This window comes from Chryseobacterium sp. CBSDS_008 (assembly GCF_049959325.1).
In the GTDB taxonomy this organism is placed as follows: Bacteria; Bacteroidota; Bacteroidia; order Flavobacteriales; family Weeksellaceae; genus Chryseobacterium.
This window is the reverse complement of sequence record NZ_CP188202.1, coordinates 1,349,368-1,368,041: the sequence shown is the minus strand read 5'-3', so window position 1 is coordinate 1,368,041 and position 18,674 is coordinate 1,349,368. Positions and strand designations below refer to the sequence as shown.

19 protein-coding genes are annotated in these 18,674 nt (G+C 37.6%); 9 read left to right on the top strand and 10 right to left on the bottom strand.

The window, feature by feature from the left end:
- Positions 1-122: 122 nt before the first annotated feature.
- Positions 123-1,220, top strand: coding sequence for an MBL fold metallo-hydrolase (locus ACP3T3_RS06110; protein ID WP_426479026.1), 1,098 nt, complete (start codon positions 123-125; stop codon positions 1,218-1,220).
- On the opposite strand, the gene ACP3T3_RS06105 is transcribed toward ACP3T3_RS06110, so the two are convergent.
- Positions 1,221-1,508 carry a GNAT family N-acetyltransferase gene (locus tag ACP3T3_RS06105; RefSeq protein WP_426479025.1) on the bottom strand — a complete coding sequence of 96 codons (288 nt, stop codon included), beginning with the start codon at positions 1,506-1,508 and terminating at the stop codon, positions 1,221-1,223.
- 611 nt (positions 1,509-2,119) lie between these two features.
- On the opposite strand from ACP3T3_RS06105, the gene ACP3T3_RS06100 reads away from it, so the two are divergent.
- The 4 genes from ACP3T3_RS06100 to ACP3T3_RS06085 all read left to right on the top strand — a co-directional run bounded on the left by ACP3T3_RS06100 (position 2,120) and on the right by ACP3T3_RS06085 (position 5,807).
- The gene (locus ACP3T3_RS06100) at positions 2,120-2,578 is read left to right on the top strand and encodes a hypothetical protein (protein ID WP_426479024.1); all 459 of its coding nucleotides are present in this window, start codon (positions 2,120-2,122) and stop codon (positions 2,576-2,578) included.
- Between the two features lie 105 nt (positions 2,579-2,683).
- Positions 2,684-3,589 carry a helix-turn-helix domain-containing protein gene (locus ACP3T3_RS06095; RefSeq protein WP_426479023.1) on the top strand — a complete coding sequence of 302 codons (906 nt, stop codon included), beginning with the start codon at positions 2,684-2,686 and terminating at the stop codon, positions 3,587-3,589.
- Between the two features lie 86 nt (positions 3,590-3,675).
- Positions 3,676-4,677: an aldo/keto reductase gene (locus tag ACP3T3_RS06090; protein ID WP_426479022.1), complete on the top strand. Its 1,002-nt coding sequence runs from the start codon at positions 3,676-3,678 to the stop codon at positions 4,675-4,677.
- 137 nt (positions 4,678-4,814) lie between these two features.
- The gene (locus ACP3T3_RS06085) at positions 4,815-5,807 is read left to right on the top strand and encodes an MBL fold metallo-hydrolase (RefSeq protein ID WP_426479021.1); all 993 of its coding nucleotides are present in this window, start codon (positions 4,815-4,817) and stop codon (positions 5,805-5,807) included.
- Between the two features lie 333 nt (positions 5,808-6,140).
- Here the strand turns inward: ACP3T3_RS06085 and ACP3T3_RS06080 are convergent, their stop codons facing one another.
- From ACP3T3_RS06080 to ACP3T3_RS06050, 7 genes are all read right to left on the bottom strand, one after another.
- Positions 6,141-6,533: a DoxX family protein gene (locus ACP3T3_RS06080; protein ID WP_426479020.1), complete on the bottom strand. Its 393-nt coding sequence runs from the start codon at positions 6,531-6,533 to the stop codon at positions 6,141-6,143.
- Positions 6,534-6,567: 34 nt separating this feature from the next.
- Entirely contained in the window at positions 6,568-7,344 is a 777-nt protein-coding gene (locus ACP3T3_RS06075; RefSeq protein ID WP_426479019.1) for a DUF1223 domain-containing protein, read from the bottom strand.
- A gap of 348 nt (positions 7,345-7,692) precedes the next feature.
- Positions 7,693-8,451, bottom strand: a complete 759-nt coding sequence (locus ACP3T3_RS06070; RefSeq protein ID WP_426479018.1) for a LytR/AlgR family response regulator transcription factor — start codon at positions 8,449-8,451, stop codon at positions 7,693-7,695.
- Positions 8,432-9,445 carry a sensor histidine kinase gene (locus ACP3T3_RS06065; protein ID WP_426479017.1) on the bottom strand — a complete coding sequence of 338 codons (1,014 nt, stop codon included), beginning with the start codon at positions 9,443-9,445 and terminating at the stop codon, positions 8,432-8,434. The genes ACP3T3_RS06070 and ACP3T3_RS06065 overlap by 20 nt, the downstream gene beginning before the upstream one ends.
- A 149-nt stretch (positions 9,446-9,594) precedes the next feature.
- Positions 9,595-10,038, bottom strand: coding sequence for a hypothetical protein (locus tag ACP3T3_RS06060; protein WP_426479016.1), 444 nt, complete (start codon positions 10,036-10,038; stop codon positions 9,595-9,597).
- Positions 10,035-11,018 (bottom strand): heme-binding domain-containing protein, encoded by a 984-nt coding sequence (locus tag ACP3T3_RS06055; RefSeq protein ID WP_426479015.1) that lies wholly within the window; start codon positions 11,016-11,018, stop codon positions 10,035-10,037. Before ACP3T3_RS06055 ends, ACP3T3_RS06060 begins: the two co-directional genes overlap by 4 nt.
- A 170-nt stretch (positions 11,019-11,188) precedes the next feature.
- Positions 11,189-11,935 (bottom strand): SDR family oxidoreductase, encoded by a 747-nt coding sequence (locus ACP3T3_RS06050; protein WP_426479014.1) that lies wholly within the window; start codon positions 11,933-11,935, stop codon positions 11,189-11,191.
- Positions 11,936-12,035: 100 nt separating this feature from the next.
- On the opposite strand from ACP3T3_RS06050, the gene ACP3T3_RS06045 reads away from it, so the two are divergent.
- Positions 12,036-12,374 carry a winged helix-turn-helix transcriptional regulator gene (locus tag ACP3T3_RS06045; RefSeq protein WP_426479013.1) on the top strand — a complete coding sequence of 113 codons (339 nt, stop codon included), beginning with the start codon at positions 12,036-12,038 and terminating at the stop codon, positions 12,372-12,374.
- A gap of 38 nt (positions 12,375-12,412) precedes the next feature.
- On the opposite strand, the gene ACP3T3_RS06040 is transcribed toward ACP3T3_RS06045, so the two are convergent.
- Both ACP3T3_RS06040 and ACP3T3_RS06035 read right to left on the bottom strand, forming a co-directional pair.
- A complete protein-coding gene (locus tag ACP3T3_RS06040) occupies positions 12,413-13,711 on the bottom strand; it encodes a hypothetical protein (protein WP_426479012.1) in 1,299 nt (432 codons plus the stop codon).
- Positions 13,712-13,716: 5 nt separating this feature from the next.
- Positions 13,717-15,936: an NADP-dependent isocitrate dehydrogenase gene (locus tag ACP3T3_RS06035; RefSeq protein ID WP_426479011.1), complete on the bottom strand. Its 2,220-nt coding sequence runs from the start codon at positions 15,934-15,936 to the stop codon at positions 13,717-13,719.
- A gap of 359 nt (positions 15,937-16,295) precedes the next feature.
- On the opposite strand from ACP3T3_RS06035, the gene tpx reads away from it, so the two are divergent.
- From tpx to ACP3T3_RS06020, 3 genes are all read left to right on the top strand, one after another.
- On the top strand, positions 16,296-16,796 hold the full coding sequence (gene tpx, locus ACP3T3_RS06030) for a thiol peroxidase (protein ID WP_426479010.1): 501 nt from the start codon (positions 16,296-16,298) through the stop codon (positions 16,794-16,796).
- A gap of 69 nt (positions 16,797-16,865) precedes the next feature.
- Entirely contained in the window at positions 16,866-17,213 is a 348-nt protein-coding gene (locus ACP3T3_RS06025) for a VOC family protein (protein ID WP_426479009.1), read from the top strand.
- A gap of 74 nt (positions 17,214-17,287) precedes the next feature.
- Positions 17,288-18,499, top strand: coding sequence for a DUF763 domain-containing protein (locus ACP3T3_RS06020; RefSeq protein WP_426479008.1), 1,212 nt, complete (start codon positions 17,288-17,290; stop codon positions 18,497-18,499).
- Positions 18,500-18,674: the final 175 nt, after the last annotated feature.

Here is an 18,674-nt window from a genome sequence, read left to right as displayed (position 1 = left end):
TGACTTAAATGCATGATAAATTTTCTAAAATACATGATAAATTTAGTTAAAAAATAGAGTAAAGAGGAATATATTTTCATTTAAAAACAAAAGTCGATACATTTGATACTTATTTTGTACAGATGATTTATTGGATTATTACGACTGTGGCTGTTTTGACGGTTACCTTTTTTATAGTGATCAATATGAAGGCTTTTGGTGGCATACCCAAAGGGAAGAGGCTGAAGCGGATCAGGCAGTCAAAACTCTATAGGAAAAGACAGTTTCAGAATATCAGCCATACACCATCAATTACAGAAGGCTACAACATGTCAAAGGTGACCTATGATTTCTTTTTAGGAAAGAAACATCCGCTGTTGAAACCTGTGCACGCAATTCCCTCTCTTCATACTGATTTAAAAAATAGAGATAAAAGTCAGGATGTTTTTATCTGGCTGGGACATTCGTCTTACTATTTGCAGACCGATGGAGTTTCATTCCTGATTGATCCTGTATTGAGTTTATATGGATCTCCTTTTAAATATTTTAATAAAGCTTTCAGAGGAGCAGATATTTTTAAACCTGAAGATATTCCCAATATTGATTATCTGGTCATCACCCATGATCATTTTGACCATCTGGATTACCCTACGGTACAATCTATTAGAGATAGGACAGGAATGGCTATTATACCTCTGGGAGTAGGCGCGCATCTGGAAAGATGGGGCTATGCTGAGAATAAGCTTATTGAAGAAGAATGGGGAACAGAAGTTGGTCTGAAGAATGATATAAAAATTGGTTTTACTCCGGCCCGGCACTTTTCCGGCAGAAGGGTAAAACAGAATGATACGCTTTGGAGTTCTTATGTTCTGATTACACCTACAAAGAGAATCTTCCTTGGAGGAGACAGTGGCTATGACAGTCATTTCAAAACAATAGGTGAGCAATATGGTCCTTTTGACTATGCCATTCTTGAGAACGGGCAATATGGAGAGGCGTGGCGATACATCCATACATTACCCGAGGATGTTATTCAGGCTGCTGTGGATCTTAAAGCGGATCGTATTATTCCTGTACATGCTGCCAAATTTGCACTGGCACTTCATCCGTGGAACGAACCTTTACAAAAGATAACTGCTCTTGGGAAAGAAAAAGGACTGAACATCCTCACCCCGATGATCGGAGAGGTCGTAGATCTGAATCAGTCAGAACACCAATTTACAGCCTGGTGGGAAAGCTGATCAGGCATGCCAGATTTCTTTATATCTTGCTGGGTGATTCTCAAACTGCTGTCTTACAAAATCACATTCCGGGTCTACAAGCAAATCTTTTTCTTCTGCGTAACGCACCAGCTCATCCAGTAATAGTTTGGCGTATCCTTTTCCCTCACGCTCTTCGTCAAGTTTCGTATAATATACGATAAGCAGCCTTCCGTCAACCTCTATGGACATATAGCCTGCTTTTTGTCCGTCAATAAGTAGCTGCAATTCATCCTGATATGGAGATACCTGAAACTTTATATTTTCCATAATAATAAGATTTGGTTGATTTAAACAATTGGAGAAGCTTCCCGAAAAACATTCTCCCCAATAAAATTACGAAATTAAATCATATGAAATAATTGTTTTCGGAATCTTAACGAATTTTATAAAATAAATAAGATAAAAGATAAAGATAAAAGATAAAAGATAAAGATAAAAGATAAAAGATAAAAGATAAAAGATAAAAGATAAAAGATAAAAGATAAAAGATAAAAGATAAAAGATAAAAGATAAAAGATAAAAGATAAAAGATAAAAGATATTGCTGTTAAATATCTGAATTCAATAGAGGTGGGTTTTAGCCCGCCACACAATAAATAGCTTGTTCTGGGCTTTAGCCAAAACTTAAGAAAATATGCTCACAGACTTGTATTTTTAATTCATTGATGTTTAAAGGCTAATTTAATTTTGTCTAAGGAATTCATTGTTTCCGATGATGGGTTTACAATAAATTAACATTCAATAATTTTATCAAAACAAAGAAAATATTGCAAATATAATCAGATGTTTATGGTTTTTTTTAACAAATATTAGTATTTGTATTTAATAATTGGCACTTTAATTGAGCATATCATGATGTTTAATTTAAAGAGGAATGAAATGAAAAAGTTAATACTAACCGTATTTTTGATGGGCACATTTAGTTTGAGCTATGCGCAGTCAGATTATTACAATGATTACAGAAGGAGTATTTCGGATGTTAACTGGCAAAGAGTTGTTGCTGATCTGCTGCTTTCTACAACACAAGCCAATCAGATCTATGTACTGAATGACAGATATAGGGATTACGATACCTGGAACAGGGTGTATGTAGTAGAGCCGGGAAGATGGAGAAACGACCGTTACTCGGAGCTGGAAAGGATCATGGGCAGAGAAAAGTATATGATCTTTAAAAAGAAATATTATAAAGGTCAGAATCCTGTAATTGTTTATGGCAGAAACAAGAACGATTATAAAAAATACCGTAAACAGCAGGAAAAATATTATAAAAACCAGGAGAAATACTATAAAAAGCAGAATAAACATCATGGTCATGGTCATGATGATGATTGGGACTAAACTCAATATCAACTATATCACTTTTAAATGGCTGGCATCTTTTGTCAGCCATTTTATTTTTCAATCAGGGATTATTAATTTGTTTGAATTTTATAACTTTGATTTATGGAATCACATGAATCACTCAAAGGTTTTTATGAAAGGAACGCTCCCAATCTGGCATCACAATGTATCGGGGTCAGTACAATGGGACATTTCAATGTATTTTCAAGGGAATATTGTTCGCCACTGACTCCTTACAGCAGGAGAGATTATTATAAAATTTCACTGATCATAGGAAAGGGAAAAATTCATTACGCTGATAAATGGATCAAAGTAGACCGTCCTGCATTATTGTTTTCCAATCCTATTATTCCATATTCCTGGGAGGCTGATGATGAAGATCAGAAAGGTTGGTTTTGTCTGTTTACCGACCAGTTTCTGCATAATGGAAGCCGTATGGGGAACCTTCAGGATTCTCCCCTTTTCAGGATTGGCGGTACTCCGGTTTTCTTTGTAGATGAAGAACAGCAGAAAATACTTTCCGATATTTATATGAAGATGATGACGGAAATTCAGTCGGATTATATTCACAAATATGATATGCTGAGGGCCTACTTACATCTGATGATTCATGAAACGATGAGGATGCAGCCGGCAGAAAGCTTCGAGCCTTATCAGAATGCCTCACAGCGCGTGGCTTCCTTATTTATGGAACTTCTTGAAAGGCAATTCCCGATAGACAGTCCAGAAGCTTTTTTAAAGTTAAAAACACCGAATGACTATGCGCAGAGCCTTTCCATTCATGTGAATTCTTTAAACCGTTCCGTAAAAGAAATTACAGGGAAAACAACCAGCCAGCAGATTACGGGGAGAATTATTCAGGAAGCGAATGCCTTACTGAAACATACCGATTGGAATATTGCTGAAATTGCTTATGGATTAGGCTTTGAAGAACCCGCTTATTTTACCAATTACTTTAAAAAACAAACTGGAATTACTCCCAATGCCTTAAGAATGGATGTTGTTTGAATTTTATAATTCTTAGTTTGAATTCTATATCAAGGTTGGTTCCCGGATGTTCTAATTTTGTCTTGTTAAATTAAATCATACCTATCATGAAATTTAAAAAATTAGGAAACACAGAAGAACAGTTATCAGCAATCGGTCTTGGATGCATGGGAATGAGCTTTGCTTATGGTCCAGCAGATGAGCAGGAGAGTATCAATACCTTACACAGGGCATTAGACTTAGGTGTTAATTTCTGGGATACAGCAGATATGTATGCCAATGGGGAAAACGAAAAACTGATCTCTAAGGTTTTGGTGCCGAACAGGGATAAGATTTTTATTGCCACCAAATTCGGATTCAGGTTTAAAGATGGTAAAGCAAGCCACAGTGGGGCTCCCGGAACTTATTTTGACGGTTCTCCGGAATGGATCAGGCAAGCGGTAGATTTGAGCCTTCAAAGATTAAAAATAGATACAATTGACCTTTACTACGCTCATAGAGTAGATCCTAATGTTCCGGTAGAAGAAACCGTAGGAGCTATGGCAGAGCTGGTAAAAGCAGGAAAAGTGAAATATATCGGCTTGTCGGAAGCTTCAGCAGAATCAATCAGGAAAGCCCATAAAATTCATCCGATTACAGCCTTACAGTCAGAATATTCTATTTTGACCAGGGATATTGAAAAAGAAATTCTGCCAACCGTCAGAGGGCTGGGGATTTCTCTGGTACCTTATTCGCCGCTGGCAAGAGGCCTTTTTACCAATATTTATGATGCACAGAATCTTGGTGATGACGACTTCAGGAAATCATTGCCCCGTTATCAGCAGGAATATCTTGAAAATAATACCAAACTGGCCAACGAAATCAATGAGTTTGCAGCTTCCAAAGGAGTAAAAGGAACTCAGCTCGCATTAGCCTGGGTATTGAATCAGGGAGATGACATCATCCCGATTCCGGGTACCAAAAGAATCAAATATCTGGAAGAAAATATTGCAGCAGTTGATATTGAGCTCTCCCAATCTGATCTGGATACCATTGATGCCATTCTGAAAAAATACCCGAATGTAGGAGAAAGATATACTGAAGGTTCAATGAAACTGGTGAACAACTAAAAAATAGATATTTAAAAACTGAGTCCCTGAATAATAGCAGGAGCTCAGTTTTTTGTGTTTAGAAAGTAAGGAAGCTTTTCATAAAAGAAGAGAACCTTCATGAATATCAATACAATAACAACATCACAAATTAAAATATGAAGAGAAGAGAACTTTTAAAGGGCGGTTTGCTGGCGGGAACATTGAGCCTGATCCCTTTTTCCAATGCCTTTGCGGAAATTAAAACAAACGGTGAAAAACCGGGAGATGACTTATCCGGCTTTAAAAAGATAAAATTGGGAGATCTGGAATTGTTTATCCTTACGGATGGCTATATTCATGAAACCGATCTCAACTCATTCGCTCCAAGAGGCAATGGGTCTCAATTGAAAGCAATTCTTAAAGATAACTTCCGGCCGGATGATTATATTGATATGGCAATAAATATCATGTTGGTGAAAACCAAGAATAAGCTGATTTTATTAGACTCCGGAATGGGGATTTTTGCTGACGAAAGGACTGGGTTTTTGTTAAAAAACCTTCAAAAAGCCGGGTTTCAGGCAAAAGACATTACCGATATTTTTATCTCTCATGCCCATCCTGATCATATCGGAGGAGTTGTAGATAAACAAAATCAGCTTATTTTCCCCAATGCGAATATTTTTATCTCTAAGATAGAACATGATTTCTGGATGAAAGCCACAATCAAAGATTTCAGCAACAGTGCTTTGAAAAAACAGCCTGAATTTCTTAATCAGTTTATCCCTGCAGTCCAGAATATTCTGAAAACCATTCAGTCCAAATTGGAGTTTTATGATCTGGACAATACGTTGTATGATCATTTCAGTTTTCAGCTGGCCCCGGGACACACTCCTGGTTTAACGGTAACCACAATTTCTGCAGGAAATGAAAAGCTGGTATATATCGGAGATCTGATTCATTCTGATGTCATTCTTTTCCCGCATCCTGACTGGGGATTTTCAGGCGATACAGATCTGGATATCGCTGCTGCTTCAAGAAAAAAACTCCTTCAGCAATTAGCAGATACTAAAGCCAGGGCATTTGCTTCACATTTACCATGGCCGGGATTAGGCTTTACTAAGAAAAAAGCGGCCGCATTTGAATGGATTCCGGAAGTTTTTATGAATTAGGTGACAGAGGCAGATGTTAGATAACAGGTAGCAAGTGATAGCTGTAGCGATTAAGGACTTTGGATCGTTGTACCTAATCAATGAATAGATGCCCGGCATTCCCCTCCTCTGGAGGGGTGGCAAAAATTCAAAGAATTTTTGACGGGGTGGTTAACTAAACAGGATAATCGTCCTATACATAAAACCATCCATAGAAGCGGGCTTTAGTCCGCTTTCACAATCAACGTTTATCATTCGGTTTTAACCAAAACTTATTGAGCATATATATAACTAACAGATCTTCCCAGAAAATAGGAAGATCTGTTTTATAACAAGAATGTGAGTTTATTAATATTACGCTTCTCCAAATGCCATTTCAGGAGAATAAAGCTTTCTGAACGTGACATAAGTTATCGTAAGTACAGAAAAAGCGACTATGGCATCAATTGTAGATGGGAAGCCAAGTACTGCAATTTTTGAAAAGAAAGCAAAGAGGATATCAAAGAACATTCCTGCAAACACCCATTCTTTCAGTCTTAGTAACCTGTTGGGAAGGAGGAGAACCAGAACGCCTGAAATTTTGAAGACACCTAAGATATAAATAAAATGAGAGGGATAGCCAAGTTGCTGTGTGATGTCCCACACAACCGGATTTTTTGTCAGTTCAAAGAAACCGCTGGCTCCAAACCATAATGACATAAAAATAGCGCCGGTCCAATAGATGATTGTTGTTGTTTTTGTTTTCATTGTTGTCTTATTTTAGTTATTTATTATGTAAAAGTTATTTGAAATTTGTTTTTGCCGATCCTGAGATTTCGCCGGTTTTTGAATTCTGAATAAAGGCTATAACTTCCCAGTTTTCAACAGAAAATCCTTCAGGAAGTTTGAATGTTGTGGTTCCTTCCTGTTGTTTATTCGGTGAGATTTGGTTTTGCTTGTGAACAATCTGCCAGTGATGCAGATGACGCCCTTCATTTTCACCTTTTCCTACCTGAGTGGAGGAATGTTTTTCAACGAGATTAATAAGAAGTGTGTTCTTAGGATCAGATGATGAGGTTTTATATTGAACATCAATTTTATCCTGAGAGACGTTTGCCGATAATTCTATATTGCTTTTTTTAGAAACAAGCAAGGCTTCCTGAATGGCATTTTTAATGGTATTTTCATCAGAACCTACAAATTCCGTTTTCCCGTTGATTACCAATTGTGGGGTATAAACCTGCGAATTCAATATACGGCTGTACTGCTGCTGCCGCTGTGAATTCTCAGCAGTGCTGAATCTGTCTTTCCATCCAAGGCGGTTCCAGTAATCAACGTGGTAGGAGAGAAGATAAACCGGCTCATCTTTGTATTCCTTTTCAATTTTTCCCATCAGTTCATCTGCGGGAGGACAGCTTGAGCAGCCTTCTGAAGTAAAAAGTTCCAAAACTGCAAAGCCATTGTTTTCAACAGCAGGATGCCTTGCTGTCTTTTGATCTTTATTTTGATGAATAAATGCTGAAGTAGCAAATAACAACGCAGTGAAAGCGCTTACTGTGATTAAGTTTTTTAGTATCATTTCTTTTAATTTGATTCAAAAGTAGATACTCCGGAGAGGCAAAAGAATGTAAAAAAGGGTTAAGCGGACAAATTAAGAGGTGAACCCGGAAATTGTGTGGGGAAGTATATTTTGATAGAAGTAAGGAGGTTGGAAGCTGGAAGTTTTTGGCGTGTGAAAAGAAATGGAACTTATATTTTTAATATTGAAATATCAGCAGGGAAGTTTAAGGGATTAAAAAAAGATCAAATAACAACAAGAAAAACCCTGATCATATCGATCAGGGCTATAATTTATTTAAATAAGACTTTTATAGATTATAATGCCTTCAAGTACTTCCAGCACCCAGCCTCCAGCTTCCTTTCTCCTCTACCTATCCTCAAGCCATGTGAAAAAACTATGGGTTTTCTCTTTATTGATAAGAAGCTTTTCAGGAGTTTCAATCGTGAGTTTTACCAGTATCTTGCGTTGAAAATAATGTTCCATTTCCTTAATAGCTTTGAAGTTGACCAGATATTGTCTGTTGACTCTGAAGAATTGTTTGTCAGAAACCTGTTCTGCCACCTGTCCCAGAGGTTGGGTAAGAGGAAACTGCTCCCTGGCAAACGTTACCAGATGGGTGATTTCATTATGGATGTAAAAATAGGCAATGTCTTCAGTAAGGATCGTTGTATACTTTTGATTTTTAAAAACCAGGAAACTGCTTTTCCCAGTTGGCTGATTGATTTTCTGTATAATAGATTCCAGATCCGGCAGCTCATTTTTCTGAAAGAATTTTTTCAGTTCATCCACCTTTCTCAGAGCTTCAGCAATATCTTCCCTGGAAAATGGTTTTAAAACATAATCCACACCCTTGGTCTTAAAAGCATCCAGCATATACTGATCAAAGGCAGTACAGAAAACCACCGGACAAGTGATCTCCACCGATTTGAAAATCTCAAAGGAAAGCCCATCCGAAAGATGGATATCCATAAAGATAAGATCAGGTTTGTTCCCCTTTAAACCTTCAATGCTTGTTTCAATACTGTCATAAACACCCAGGATCCTGGAGTCCGGTTTTAAGTCTGATAGTAAATTCTGCAGGGATTTTGCCGCCCTGAATTCATCCTCAATAATGATTATATTCATGGATTAATGGTAGTTTTATCTGAAAAATTTTTTCGTCTGAGTTAATATTGATATCCTTTTCCAGCAAGTGCTTGTAGCGCATTTTAATATTGTCAAGCCCTACTCCCAATGAGTCTTCAGTGTTCATTTTCCGCTGTATAGGATTTTCAATCACAATCTGATCGTTGGAATTATAGATTTTAATGTGTAAAGGTTTACTTTGTGAAACAATATTATGTTTAATGCAGTTCTCTACCAGAAGCTGAAGTGTGAAGGGCGGAATAAGTGTTGCACCAATTTCCTTTTCAAGCTGATTCGTAAACATGATTCCTTCACCAAAACGCGCTTTCTGAAGGAAAAGATAAGCATCTACTATTTTCATTTCTTCCCGGACACTGATAAGGTCCAGCTTTCTGCTTTCCAGCGTAAACCTGTAAAAATCTGAAAGCTTTACAATAAAATCAACCGTTTCCTCATCATGCGTTTCTGCCATTAATTTTAGCGTATTCAAACTGTTGAAAAGAAAATGTGGATTGATCTGCTGCTTCAACAATTCATACTGTGCTCCCAGATTGTCGCTTTTTACCTTTTCAAGCTCAAGCTGTATCTGCTGGCCCGTATAATTGTTCTGAAGCAGGGTAAGAAACATATAGCATACCAGGTTGATTAGAATTCCCCTTACTTCTACCATCAGCATCACGGGGCCAAAATTGATATGGGAAAGAATCAGCTGCTGAATCCATGCCAGCCCAAACATGATCACCATCCCGAAAGCCAGTACCACCATCAGTCTTGAGTAAGAGATATGCTGTCTGCGCTTTCCTGTACGGTTCAGCATATAAATATTGATATACCACATAATCACAGAAAATGCAGCTGTAATGGCTGAGTTTACCACCGCTTCTCTCCAGTTGAATTGGTGGGAAGCCAGCTGAGGGACAGAGGATAAAACGCCCAGGAAAACAGAGCTTATCCAGATAATGGCTGGTGAGATTTTTATTTTTTGCTGTTGCATGAAATCTGCTGATTTGAAAAGGTTAAATTAATGCTTTTTATTGAAAATAGTATGATAAATAGTGAATGGTAACTTTTGTCAATTCATAGTTTACATTTATTATTACATTGTCAATTTACAATTCATCAAAAGCCGAAATTACTTTTTTATTATGGTCTGTTTACAGGGCGGTAGGTCATGAAATACTGTATTCTTTCTTCTTTATCAGACGGACTGTTTTTCGGCAGGCCATTTTTAAGATCATAAGATACATTTCCGAAATGATCGGCTTGAACGGTTTCGATACTTACCAATTCTCCGGTAATTGTTCCGCCGGTATACTGAGGATTGTCATGATATCGCCAGGTCACCAGTTTCATCACAGCACCAGCTTCAGGAGTCTTACTTTCCCCGGATAAAGATTCCAGAGCCTTTTCATTTCCGTATAAAGCAGACATAGTCTCTTTCTTAGGATTTAAAGAATTGGAAATAAATGTAAGATTTCCCGGGTCAAAAACAACCCTTAAAAGCCCATTATTTGTATCATTATTTTCTTTGCTGCAGGCGGTAAGAGAAACCAGGCTTACCCATAAGATCAGGATTGTATTTTTCATTTTTTCTGTAAATTTTGAATTAATCTTTGAGTATTTACTTTCATCGGAACATCAAACAGATAGCCTGTTTTTTCTGCTAATTGTCTGTGGCAGGCAATACAGGATTCTTTGGCGAAGGATGCGGTCTTTCCGGTTGCGTGTAGATCATCTCCGGAGAATTTTGCAAATCCCCAGCCTTCAGTATCTTTATATTGCCTGGAATCTTTTACCATGAACTGTGCATTGATAAATTTTCCGGGTCTGATTTCTCCGTTAGGCAATTCCTGTTGTTTCCATACGGATTTTACCACCACGCTTCCGTCCGGCCACGGGTGAAAGTTTTCTGTTTCCACAGCTTTTACCGCAATATCATTTCCATAGATGACACGGATGGATTTATCAAACAGCGTACTCATACTGATTACTTTCCAGTTTTTGAAATCATCAGTATATTGAACTCCATTAGGAGAAACCGGGAATTTTGTTGGTGCCGGATTGGATATGATAGATGTAGATGGGGTTGTTTCAGCCTTTTTTTGTGCCGGTGAACTTACTGAGGATAATGAAAGTGTATATTTTTTTATCGTTTCAATGTCTTTTTCTGTAACCTTAGCCGAAGGATGCAGCAGAGTGTATTCATGAAGAGGCATTTTTCCGCTTTGCATCATATTCAGAATAGCGTACATTTTTCCCTGATGTTCTGCTGGAGATAATTTTTCCCATTCTGAGAAGTTCAGGACTTCTCTCGCTCTTTTGATGTCTTTATTCACAGCCCAGGAAACCGGAGCAATTTTATCATACCAGCTTAGATGCTGCTGATTGGAATGGCAGTTGAAACATGAGTTTTCAAGAATACTGATCACTTCCTTTGGTGCTTCAATTTTTCCTGTTACCGGTTTCCCTTCCAAAGGTTTGCTGAATAGCTGCAGCCCTCCGAAGATTCCTAATATAGCCAGAAATAGTATGGCGATGGGATTTCTTATTTTCTTTACGGTATCCATAATGAGTATTGTTTTTATTTTCTGGATCAAAAGTAGCCGGCAAGCAGATACTTTGAAACGGAAAACTGGCTGATCCGGACAAATCAAAAGGTGAATCCGGAATTTTTTACCCTGAAAATACACAAGAAAAATCCCGGTAATTTTTTACCGGGACTTGATGAAAACTAATTTTATAAGGTAATTCCGCCATCTATTACAATTTCAGTACCGGTGATAAATCCTGAAAGCTGATCATCAGACAAATAGGTAACCAGTTTCGCGACTTCTTCAGCAGTTCCCATTTTCTTCAATGGAATCTGATCTACAAGCTGGCTGTTGATATTCTTCAATGTCTCTTCATCCAGCCCGGCCTTACTCATGATTTCAGTATTTATAGGACCGGGACTTATCATATTCACTCTGATTTTTCTTGGCGCTAATTCTGCTGCCGCTGTTTTTGCAATGGAGTTTAACGCGGCTTTGCTTGCCTGATAAGCTGAACTGTTAGGCTTATAGGTAGAAGCCACAATAGATGATAAAAATATGACGGAAGCGCCATCATTCAGCAAAGGAATGAATTTGCTTAATGTGAAATAAGCTCCTCTGAAATTGATGTTCATCACCTGATCAAAATTTTCGATATCCATACTCTCAATAGGTGTAAGGCTTCCGGTAATGCCTGCATTGATAAACAGGATATCTGCTTTGCCAAATTGTTTCTCTACTTCTTTCTTCAGCAGATCAATATCATCAATATTAGCCTGATCTGCAATAAATGGAATGGCACCAAGTTCCTGAGCCGCTTTTTCCACGGCATCTTTTCGTCTTCCGGTGATAATGACGGTTGCCCCTTCTGAAATAAGTTCTTTTGCTGCAGCGAATCCGATTCCGCTGTTTCCTCCCGTTACGACGGCAAGTTTGTTACTGAATTTTTTCATTGTAAATTTTTTGACAAAGTTATTTCAAAATGGTATACTTTTGTAACCAGTATCACAGAGTATACCAGTATCATTCATGATATCACTTAACTTTGCAATTATGGAAAGAGATCAGAACGAAGAGCTAAGAGCTTTACAGGATACCCTTTATTTTATCGGCGGAAAATGGAGAATTCCTGTGATTAATTCAATTTGTAACGGAAACAGACGCTTCAGGGAAATTGAACGGAGTATTCCTGGAATTACTACCAGAATGCTTTCCAAAGAACTGAAAGATATGGAACTGAACAAACTGGTAAAACGTACCGTTTACCCGGAAACTCCTGTTTTAATAGAATACGAGCCTACAGAATACTGCCGAACCTTTGGAAATATTATCCAGGAAATGATCAACTGGGGTAGGGAGCATAGAAGAGTGATTGTGGTAGATAGAAAATAATACCAATAAAAAACCCCTCACGAAGGAGAGGTTTATAATTATTTGTCAAAAATTTCGATCATTATATTGTCAGGAATTATTCCCGAATAATCATAAGACTGAACGTTGAGTTGAGTAACTGAACTTACACAGACTACCTTATTATTGTAGCTAAACACTTTATAAGGATATCTCTTTGTATTGATTGTCTTGGTTTTTGTGTAAGAATTGATGTTATAAAGCTCAATGGTCTTACTTGTAGTTCCTGCAATAATACTGTTACTATCAAAATCAAAACTTGAAAGCTTGGAATTTCCGGAAGGTAGATCATTCTGATAAATCATTTGCGAATTATAGACAGAACCTGAACTTGCCGTAATGATTCTTCCATCAGGAAATGCTTCAAATATCCTGTAATTAAGAGGGTGGTCTCCATGATAAGTATCGTCCTGATGACTCATGTAATTACCATTAAGATCAAAATTATAAAGATCCATATCTACAGGTGAAATATTCTGTGTTATGGTATATAATTGTACCGAAGTCCCTACAGCTTTTCTCATCCTTCCACTATTATAATAAAGCTGAGGCGATTGAGAAATTATAGCTTTTGTAGCCCTACTTGCTGATTTAATCACACTGTAACTACTATTATTATTTGAAGAACCGTAAAGTATACCATTATGATAAACTGTACTGATGAGTGGCATTCCGAAACTCACCTGAGCTTTCAATGTCAGGTCATTTCCATCATAAATATCTACCCAACCATCATTTCTGGGAACATATAATTCTACACTTCCATTATAGGTTCCAATATCAGAGTAGCCTAAAGTTGCATTTGTGCTGATCTGATGGGTAACAGAGTTTGTATTCACATCATAAATAGCAATTTTCCCATCCGTATCTAACAGGTATAGCTTTCCGGAGTTTTTATCAAATTGGGCATCAAAAGTTTTAAGATCAATCAATTTAATCTCAGGTCTTTCAATTTTTATAATGTTACTTTTAACCTCTTCACCATTAGCCTTAATACCAATAACCTGATATTCTACATAAGGGTTAAATGGTACGGCTGAAGTAAATGTAAACTGATTCGGATAGCTATTACCAATTTCGGATTGTATCCCATTTTGAGAATCACTTCTTACAATTTTATAATGATTATAAGTGGCATCTCCGCTGAGTGTCCATTTTAAGCTTACCGTTTCAGTGGTATCACTGTAAGTTGAAGTTAAATTGATCTTATTTTCAATAACAGGAGGTGTTACTGTGACCACCTCCGTAATATCATCGTTTGAACTGCTACATGAAAATAATGATAAATAAGCAAATAATAGGGTTATAGTTTTTTTCATAAATTTTAGATTCCGTCAATAATTTCATTTAAAACAGTGCTTGGTCTCATGGCTGCATATGTTTTATATGTATCAGTTTTGTAATACCCTTCAATGTTCTGAGGCTTACCCTGAGCACCAATTAATTCAGCATTGATTACTTCTTCGTTTTCCTGCATTGCCTGTGCCACCGGAGCAAACTGAGCAGCCAATTCACCATCAGCAGTCTGGTTAGCTAACGCTTCAGCCCAGTACATTGCCAAATAGAAGTGAGAACCTCTGTTGTCGATCTGACCTACTTTTCTTGCAGGAGATTTATCTGTAGCTAAGAATTTAGCATTAGCTTCATCCAATGCATCAGCTAAAACCTGAGATTTTGTATTTCCCTGAGTTTGTGCAAGGTGTTCTAAAGAAGCCTGAAGTGCCAGGAATTCACCCAGAGAATCCCATCTTAAATATCCTTCTTCCAGGAACTGCTCAACGTGTTTTGGAGCAGAACCGCCGGCACCTGTTTCAAATAAGCCACCACCGTTCATCAATGGAACGATAGAAAGCATTTTTGCAGAAGTACCAAGCTCAAGGATCGGGAAAAGGTCTGTTAGATAATCCCTCAATACGTTTCCAGAAACGGAGATTGTATCTTTACCTTCTCTTGCTCTCTTAAGCGTTTCAGTCATGGCATCTTTTACATCAAGGATTCTGATGTCAAGACCTGTTGTATCGTGATCCGCAAGATATTTTTCTACTTTTTTGATGATTTCTCTGTCGTGAGCTCTTCCTTTATCCAGCCAGAAAATTGCTGGTGTATCAGATAATCTTGATCTGTTTACCGCTAATTTTACCCAGTCCTGGATAGGAGCATCTTTGGTCTGACACATTCTGAAGATATCATCTTTTTCTACTTTCTGAGAAAGAAGAACATTTCCGGCCTCATCCTGAACTTCTACAGTTCCGTCAGCCGTTAACTGGAATGTTTTATCGTGAGAACCATATTCTTCAGCTTTTTGAGCCATTAAACCTACGTTCGGAACAGAGCCCATTGTTGTAGGGTCTAATTTTCCGTGCGCTTTCATATCGTCAATTACAGACTGATAGAAACCTGCGTAAGAACGGTCCGGAATGATACAAACGGTATCTTCTTCGTTTCCGTCTTTGTTCCACATTTTACCGCCGCCTCTTACAAGAGCCGCCATAGATGCGTCAACAATGATGTCAGAAGGCACGTGGAAGTTGGTAATTCCTTTGTCAGAATTTACCATGGCCACTCTAGGTCCGTTTGCCAAAGCCGTTTCAATATCAGCTTTGATTTCAGCTTCCTGAGCATTTCCTTTGATTTTATCGAAAAGATCAGCAAGACCGTTATTTGGATTGATATCTAAAGACTTGAATGTCTCAGCATATTTGGTAAATACTTCTTTGAAGAAAGTCTCAACAATAGCTCCGAAAATAATCGGGTCAGAGATTTTCATCATGGTTGCCTTAAGGTGGGCAGAAAGAAGTACATTTTTTTTCTTAGCTTCCTCAATAGCCTCCTGAACGAACACTTTTAAAGCGTTTAAGTTCATTACAGAAGAATCGATTACTTCACCAGCCTGAAGACCTGCAAAGTCTTTTAATACAGACTCAGAACCATCATTTCCTTTGAATACGATTCTGTATTTTGTAGCATTTTCTAATGTTGTAGAAGTTTCTGTACCGTAGAAATCACCATTGTTCATGTGAGCTACGTCAGTTTTGCTGTCAGATACCCAGTCACCCATTCTGTGAGGGTTTGCTTTTGCATAGTTTTTAACAGCTTTTGGAGCACGTCTGTCAGAGTTTCCTTCTCTTAATACAGGGTTTACAGCACTTCCTAATACTTTGGCATATTTAGCTTTGATTGCTTTTTCTTCGTCATTTTTAGGCTCTGCAGGATAATTTGGAACTGCAAAACCTTTCCCTTGAAGTTCAGCAATAGCGGCATCCAGTTGAGGTACAGAAGCAGAAATGTTTGGTAACTTGATGATATTAGCGTCAGGCTGTGTTGCCAATTCCCCCAATTCGGCCAAAGCGTCACCGATTTTCTGATCGTCTTTTAAAAACTCAGGAAAGTTGGCTAAAATTCTTCCTGCCAAAGAAATATCCGGAACAGCGATTTCGATACCTGCTGATTTGGTAAATGCTTTTACAATAGGTAAAAACGAATGAGTAGCCAGCATTGGAGCTTCATCAGTAAGTGTGTAATAGATTTTTGATTTTTCTGACATTATACTGTTATTTTTTATTTGAAATTTTAAGTCCCACAAATTTAGTAAATATCATTGTTTTATTTAAGATATTTCCATAAAAAAAAAGAAGCTTTTGACTCTTTGTATTTCTATCGGTGTAATTTATGTTCCCGTTACACTTCCATTTATTTTAAAAACAATTCTATAATTTTCAGGTATTGATTTTTTTGCTCTGGAAAACTTGTTTTTTTCAGACAGCCTATATAGAAAAATATTTATATGAAAAACTGATTATCAGAGGTAAGACTTTTATTTTCACTTTAAGATTAATTTAACCATAATAAGACAGGAAAAATTTTCTTTTTTGATTAAATTTGAAAAACTAAAAAAATAAAATTATGTCAACGACAATCACTTTAAAAGGAAACGAAGTACACACAATAGGAACATTACCGGCGGTAGGAACGACTGTAAAAGATTTTGCCCTGGTAGATACTGGATTAAATGTGAAAACACTTGAAACTTTTGCCGGAAAGAAAAAAGTATTCAATATTTTCCCAAGCATTGATACCCCTACCTGTGCTGCATCTTCCAGAAAATTCAATGAAGAAGCTTCAAAGCTTGACAATACGGTTATCATCAATGTTTCAAAAGACCTTCCATTCGCATTGGGAAGATTCTGTGCGGCAGAAGGATTGAATAATGTAGAAACACTTTCAGATTTCAGAAGCAGCTTCGGAGATGACTATGAAGTGACTATCACAGATTCACCAATGAAAGGATTATTGAGCCGCGCAGTAATTGTTACAGATGAAAACAACAAAGTAGTATATACGGAGCAGGTTCCGGAAATTGCTAACGAACCTAATTATGATGCTGCTCTTGCCGCATTGAAATAATAAAATAATTTTTGTAGAAAAAGCCTTGTGAATAATTTTGCAAGGCTTTTAATGAAAAATAATTTCAAAATGGTTAAAAGAATTGTAGCTAACATCAAAACAGATGATCTGTCTAAGGCAGATCTTTTTTATCACGATATTCTTGAAATGGATGTTCTGATGGATCATGGCTGGATTAAAACCTTGGGTAATGAGGAAGAAGCCAAAGTTCAGATCAGTTTTGCCACACAAGGAGGGAATGATACTGAAGTCCCGGATCTTTCTATTGAAGTGGATAATGTAGATGAAGTATATGATAAAATGAAGAATGCAGGTTTCGAAATCACATATAAGCTCACTGATGAAAACTGGGGAGTCCGGAGGTTTTTTGTTAAAGATCCATTTCAAAAGCTGATCAATATACTGTCTCATCTGTAAAATTACAATGAAAGTATGATCCGGATCATCAAGAATTAAGCTGAATAAACCTACCTTTACATTTTTAAAATAGAATGAAACGTTCAGGAACAGCAGATTTACCCCTTCACTATGGCAAAGTACCGCCATGGCTGTATGAACGTATGTCTGTTCTGGGACTCTCCATTATTGAAGTCATTCTCATGGATTATGGTAAAGATGAAGTATTGCGGCGATTGGCAGATCCGTTCTGGTTTCAGAGTTTCGGTGCGGTAATGGGAATGGACTGGCATTCTTCAGGAATTACCACTTCTGTTATGGGAGCACTGAAACGTTCCATTAATCCCAATTCACAGTCTCTGGGACTTTATATATGTGGGGGGAAAGGGAAGCTTTCCCGCGAAACTCCATCAGAACTGATCAGAATTGCAGATAAGACAGGCCTCAACGGAACAAATCTGGTGAGAGCCAGCAAACTTTCTGCAAAAGTAGATAATACGGCCATTCAGGATGGTTATCAGTTATATCTGCACAATTTTATTCTTTCAGATAATGGAAACTGGAGTGTCATTCAGCAGGGTATGCATGAGTCTGACGGAACAGCAAGACGCTATCACTGGCATTCCGAAAATATCACCTCATTTGTAGAAAAACCTCACACAGGAATCAATGGCGTTTCAAGAGGAAGAATTCTTAACCTTACTGATACTGAGGCTTCAGAAAACAGGAAAGGAATTTTAGATATTTCCCATACCGATTCAGCAGAAGTGATGAAGGATTTTGCCAGGCTGATTCTTCCTGCCCATCATGATGTTCAGGCTTCTGACGTAGATCTGAAACGTCTGGGAGCACTTCTTTATGTTACCCGCGAGCAGCAGCCTCAGAATTTTGAAGATTTGCTCATGCTCGAAGGAGTAGGGCCAAGAACCATGCAGTCGCTGGCTTTGGTAAGTGAAGTGATTCACGGGGCACCGTCAAGATTTGCAGATCCGGCAAGGTTTTCCTTTGCTCATGGAGGTAAAGACGGACATCCTTTTCCTGTTCCTACCCATACTTATGATGAAAGTATCAGCATTATCAGGAAAGGAATTGAAAAATCCAGACTGGGTAATTCTGATAAATTGAATTCTTTAAATAAACTTCATCAGATCGTTGCAAAGGCCGAAAAAGATTTTACACCGGATTTTGATATTCAGCAGGTGATTGAAGAAGAAAGACAAAATTCCTGGCGTTTTGGCGGGAAAACTGTTTTTGGTGATGCCCAGAAACCCAGTCCTCCAAAACCCATACAGCTTTCCTTATTTTAAAATTGTATTTCTTTTAAAAGTTTACGGTTACTATCATCGGCAAATAGTCATTCCCATCCTTTGGAGGGGTGGCGAAAATTCAAAAGAATTTTTGACGGGGTGGTCAGAGACAGCATGTTTTAAATGACTGTTTAATAATTATTGTTATTTAAATACATTTTATTTCAACGGAGTA

What these genes read in the sequence shown, in the direction of transcription:
- ACP3T3_RS06110 (WP_426479026.1), top strand. Translation starts at nt 123, where the DNA reads ATGATTTATTGGATTATTACGACTGTGGCTGTTTTGACGGTTACCTTT.
- ACP3T3_RS06105 (WP_426479025.1), bottom strand. Translation starts at nt 1,508, where the DNA reads ATGGAAAATATAAAGTTTCAGGTATCTCCATATCAGGATGAATTGCAG.
- ACP3T3_RS06100 (WP_426479024.1), top strand. Translation starts at nt 2,120, where the DNA reads ATGAAAAAGTTAATACTAACCGTATTTTTGATGGGCACATTTAGTTTG.
- ACP3T3_RS06095 (WP_426479023.1), top strand. Translation starts at nt 2,684, where the DNA reads ATGGAATCACATGAATCACTCAAAGGTTTTTATGAAAGGAACGCTCCC.
- ACP3T3_RS06090 (WP_426479022.1), top strand. Translation starts at nt 3,676, where the DNA reads ATGAAATTTAAAAAATTAGGAAACACAGAAGAACAGTTATCAGCAATC.
- ACP3T3_RS06085 (WP_426479021.1), top strand. Translation starts at nt 4,815, where the DNA reads ATGAAGAGAAGAGAACTTTTAAAGGGCGGTTTGCTGGCGGGAACATTG.
- ACP3T3_RS06080 (WP_426479020.1), bottom strand. Translation starts at nt 6,533, where the DNA reads ATGAAAACAAAAACAACAACAATCATCTATTGGACCGGCGCTATTTTT.
- ACP3T3_RS06075 (WP_426479019.1), bottom strand. Translation starts at nt 7,344, where the DNA reads ATGATACTAAAAAACTTAATCACAGTAAGCGCTTTCACTGCGTTGTTA.
- ACP3T3_RS06070 (WP_426479018.1), bottom strand. Translation starts at nt 8,451, where the DNA reads ATGAATATAATCATTATTGAGGATGAATTCAGGGCGGCAAAATCCCTG.
- ACP3T3_RS06065 (WP_426479017.1), bottom strand. Translation starts at nt 9,445, where the DNA reads ATGCAACAGCAAAAAATAAAAATCTCACCAGCCATTATCTGGATAAGC.
- ACP3T3_RS06060 (WP_426479016.1), bottom strand. Translation starts at nt 10,038, where the DNA reads ATGAAAAATACAATCCTGATCTTATGGGTAAGCCTGGTTTCTCTTACC.
- ACP3T3_RS06055 (WP_426479015.1), bottom strand. Translation starts at nt 11,018, where the DNA reads ATGGATACCGTAAAGAAAATAAGAAATCCCATCGCCATACTATTTCTG.
- ACP3T3_RS06050 (WP_426479014.1), bottom strand. Translation starts at nt 11,935, where the DNA reads ATGAAAAAATTCAGTAACAAACTTGCCGTCGTAACGGGAGGAAACAGC.
- ACP3T3_RS06045 (WP_426479013.1), top strand. Translation starts at nt 12,036, where the DNA reads ATGGAAAGAGATCAGAACGAAGAGCTAAGAGCTTTACAGGATACCCTT.
- ACP3T3_RS06040 (WP_426479012.1), bottom strand. Translation starts at nt 13,711, where the DNA reads ATGAAAAAAACTATAACCCTATTATTTGCTTATTTATCATTATTTTCA.
- ACP3T3_RS06035 (WP_426479011.1), bottom strand. Translation starts at nt 15,936, where the DNA reads ATGTCAGAAAAATCAAAAATCTATTACACACTTACTGATGAAGCTCCA.
- tpx (WP_426479010.1), top strand. Translation starts at nt 16,296, where the DNA reads ATGTCAACGACAATCACTTTAAAAGGAAACGAAGTACACACAATAGGA.
- ACP3T3_RS06025 (WP_426479009.1), top strand. Translation starts at nt 16,866, where the DNA reads ATGGTTAAAAGAATTGTAGCTAACATCAAAACAGATGATCTGTCTAAG.
- ACP3T3_RS06020 (WP_426479008.1), top strand. Translation starts at nt 17,288, where the DNA reads ATGAAACGTTCAGGAACAGCAGATTTACCCCTTCACTATGGCAAAGTA.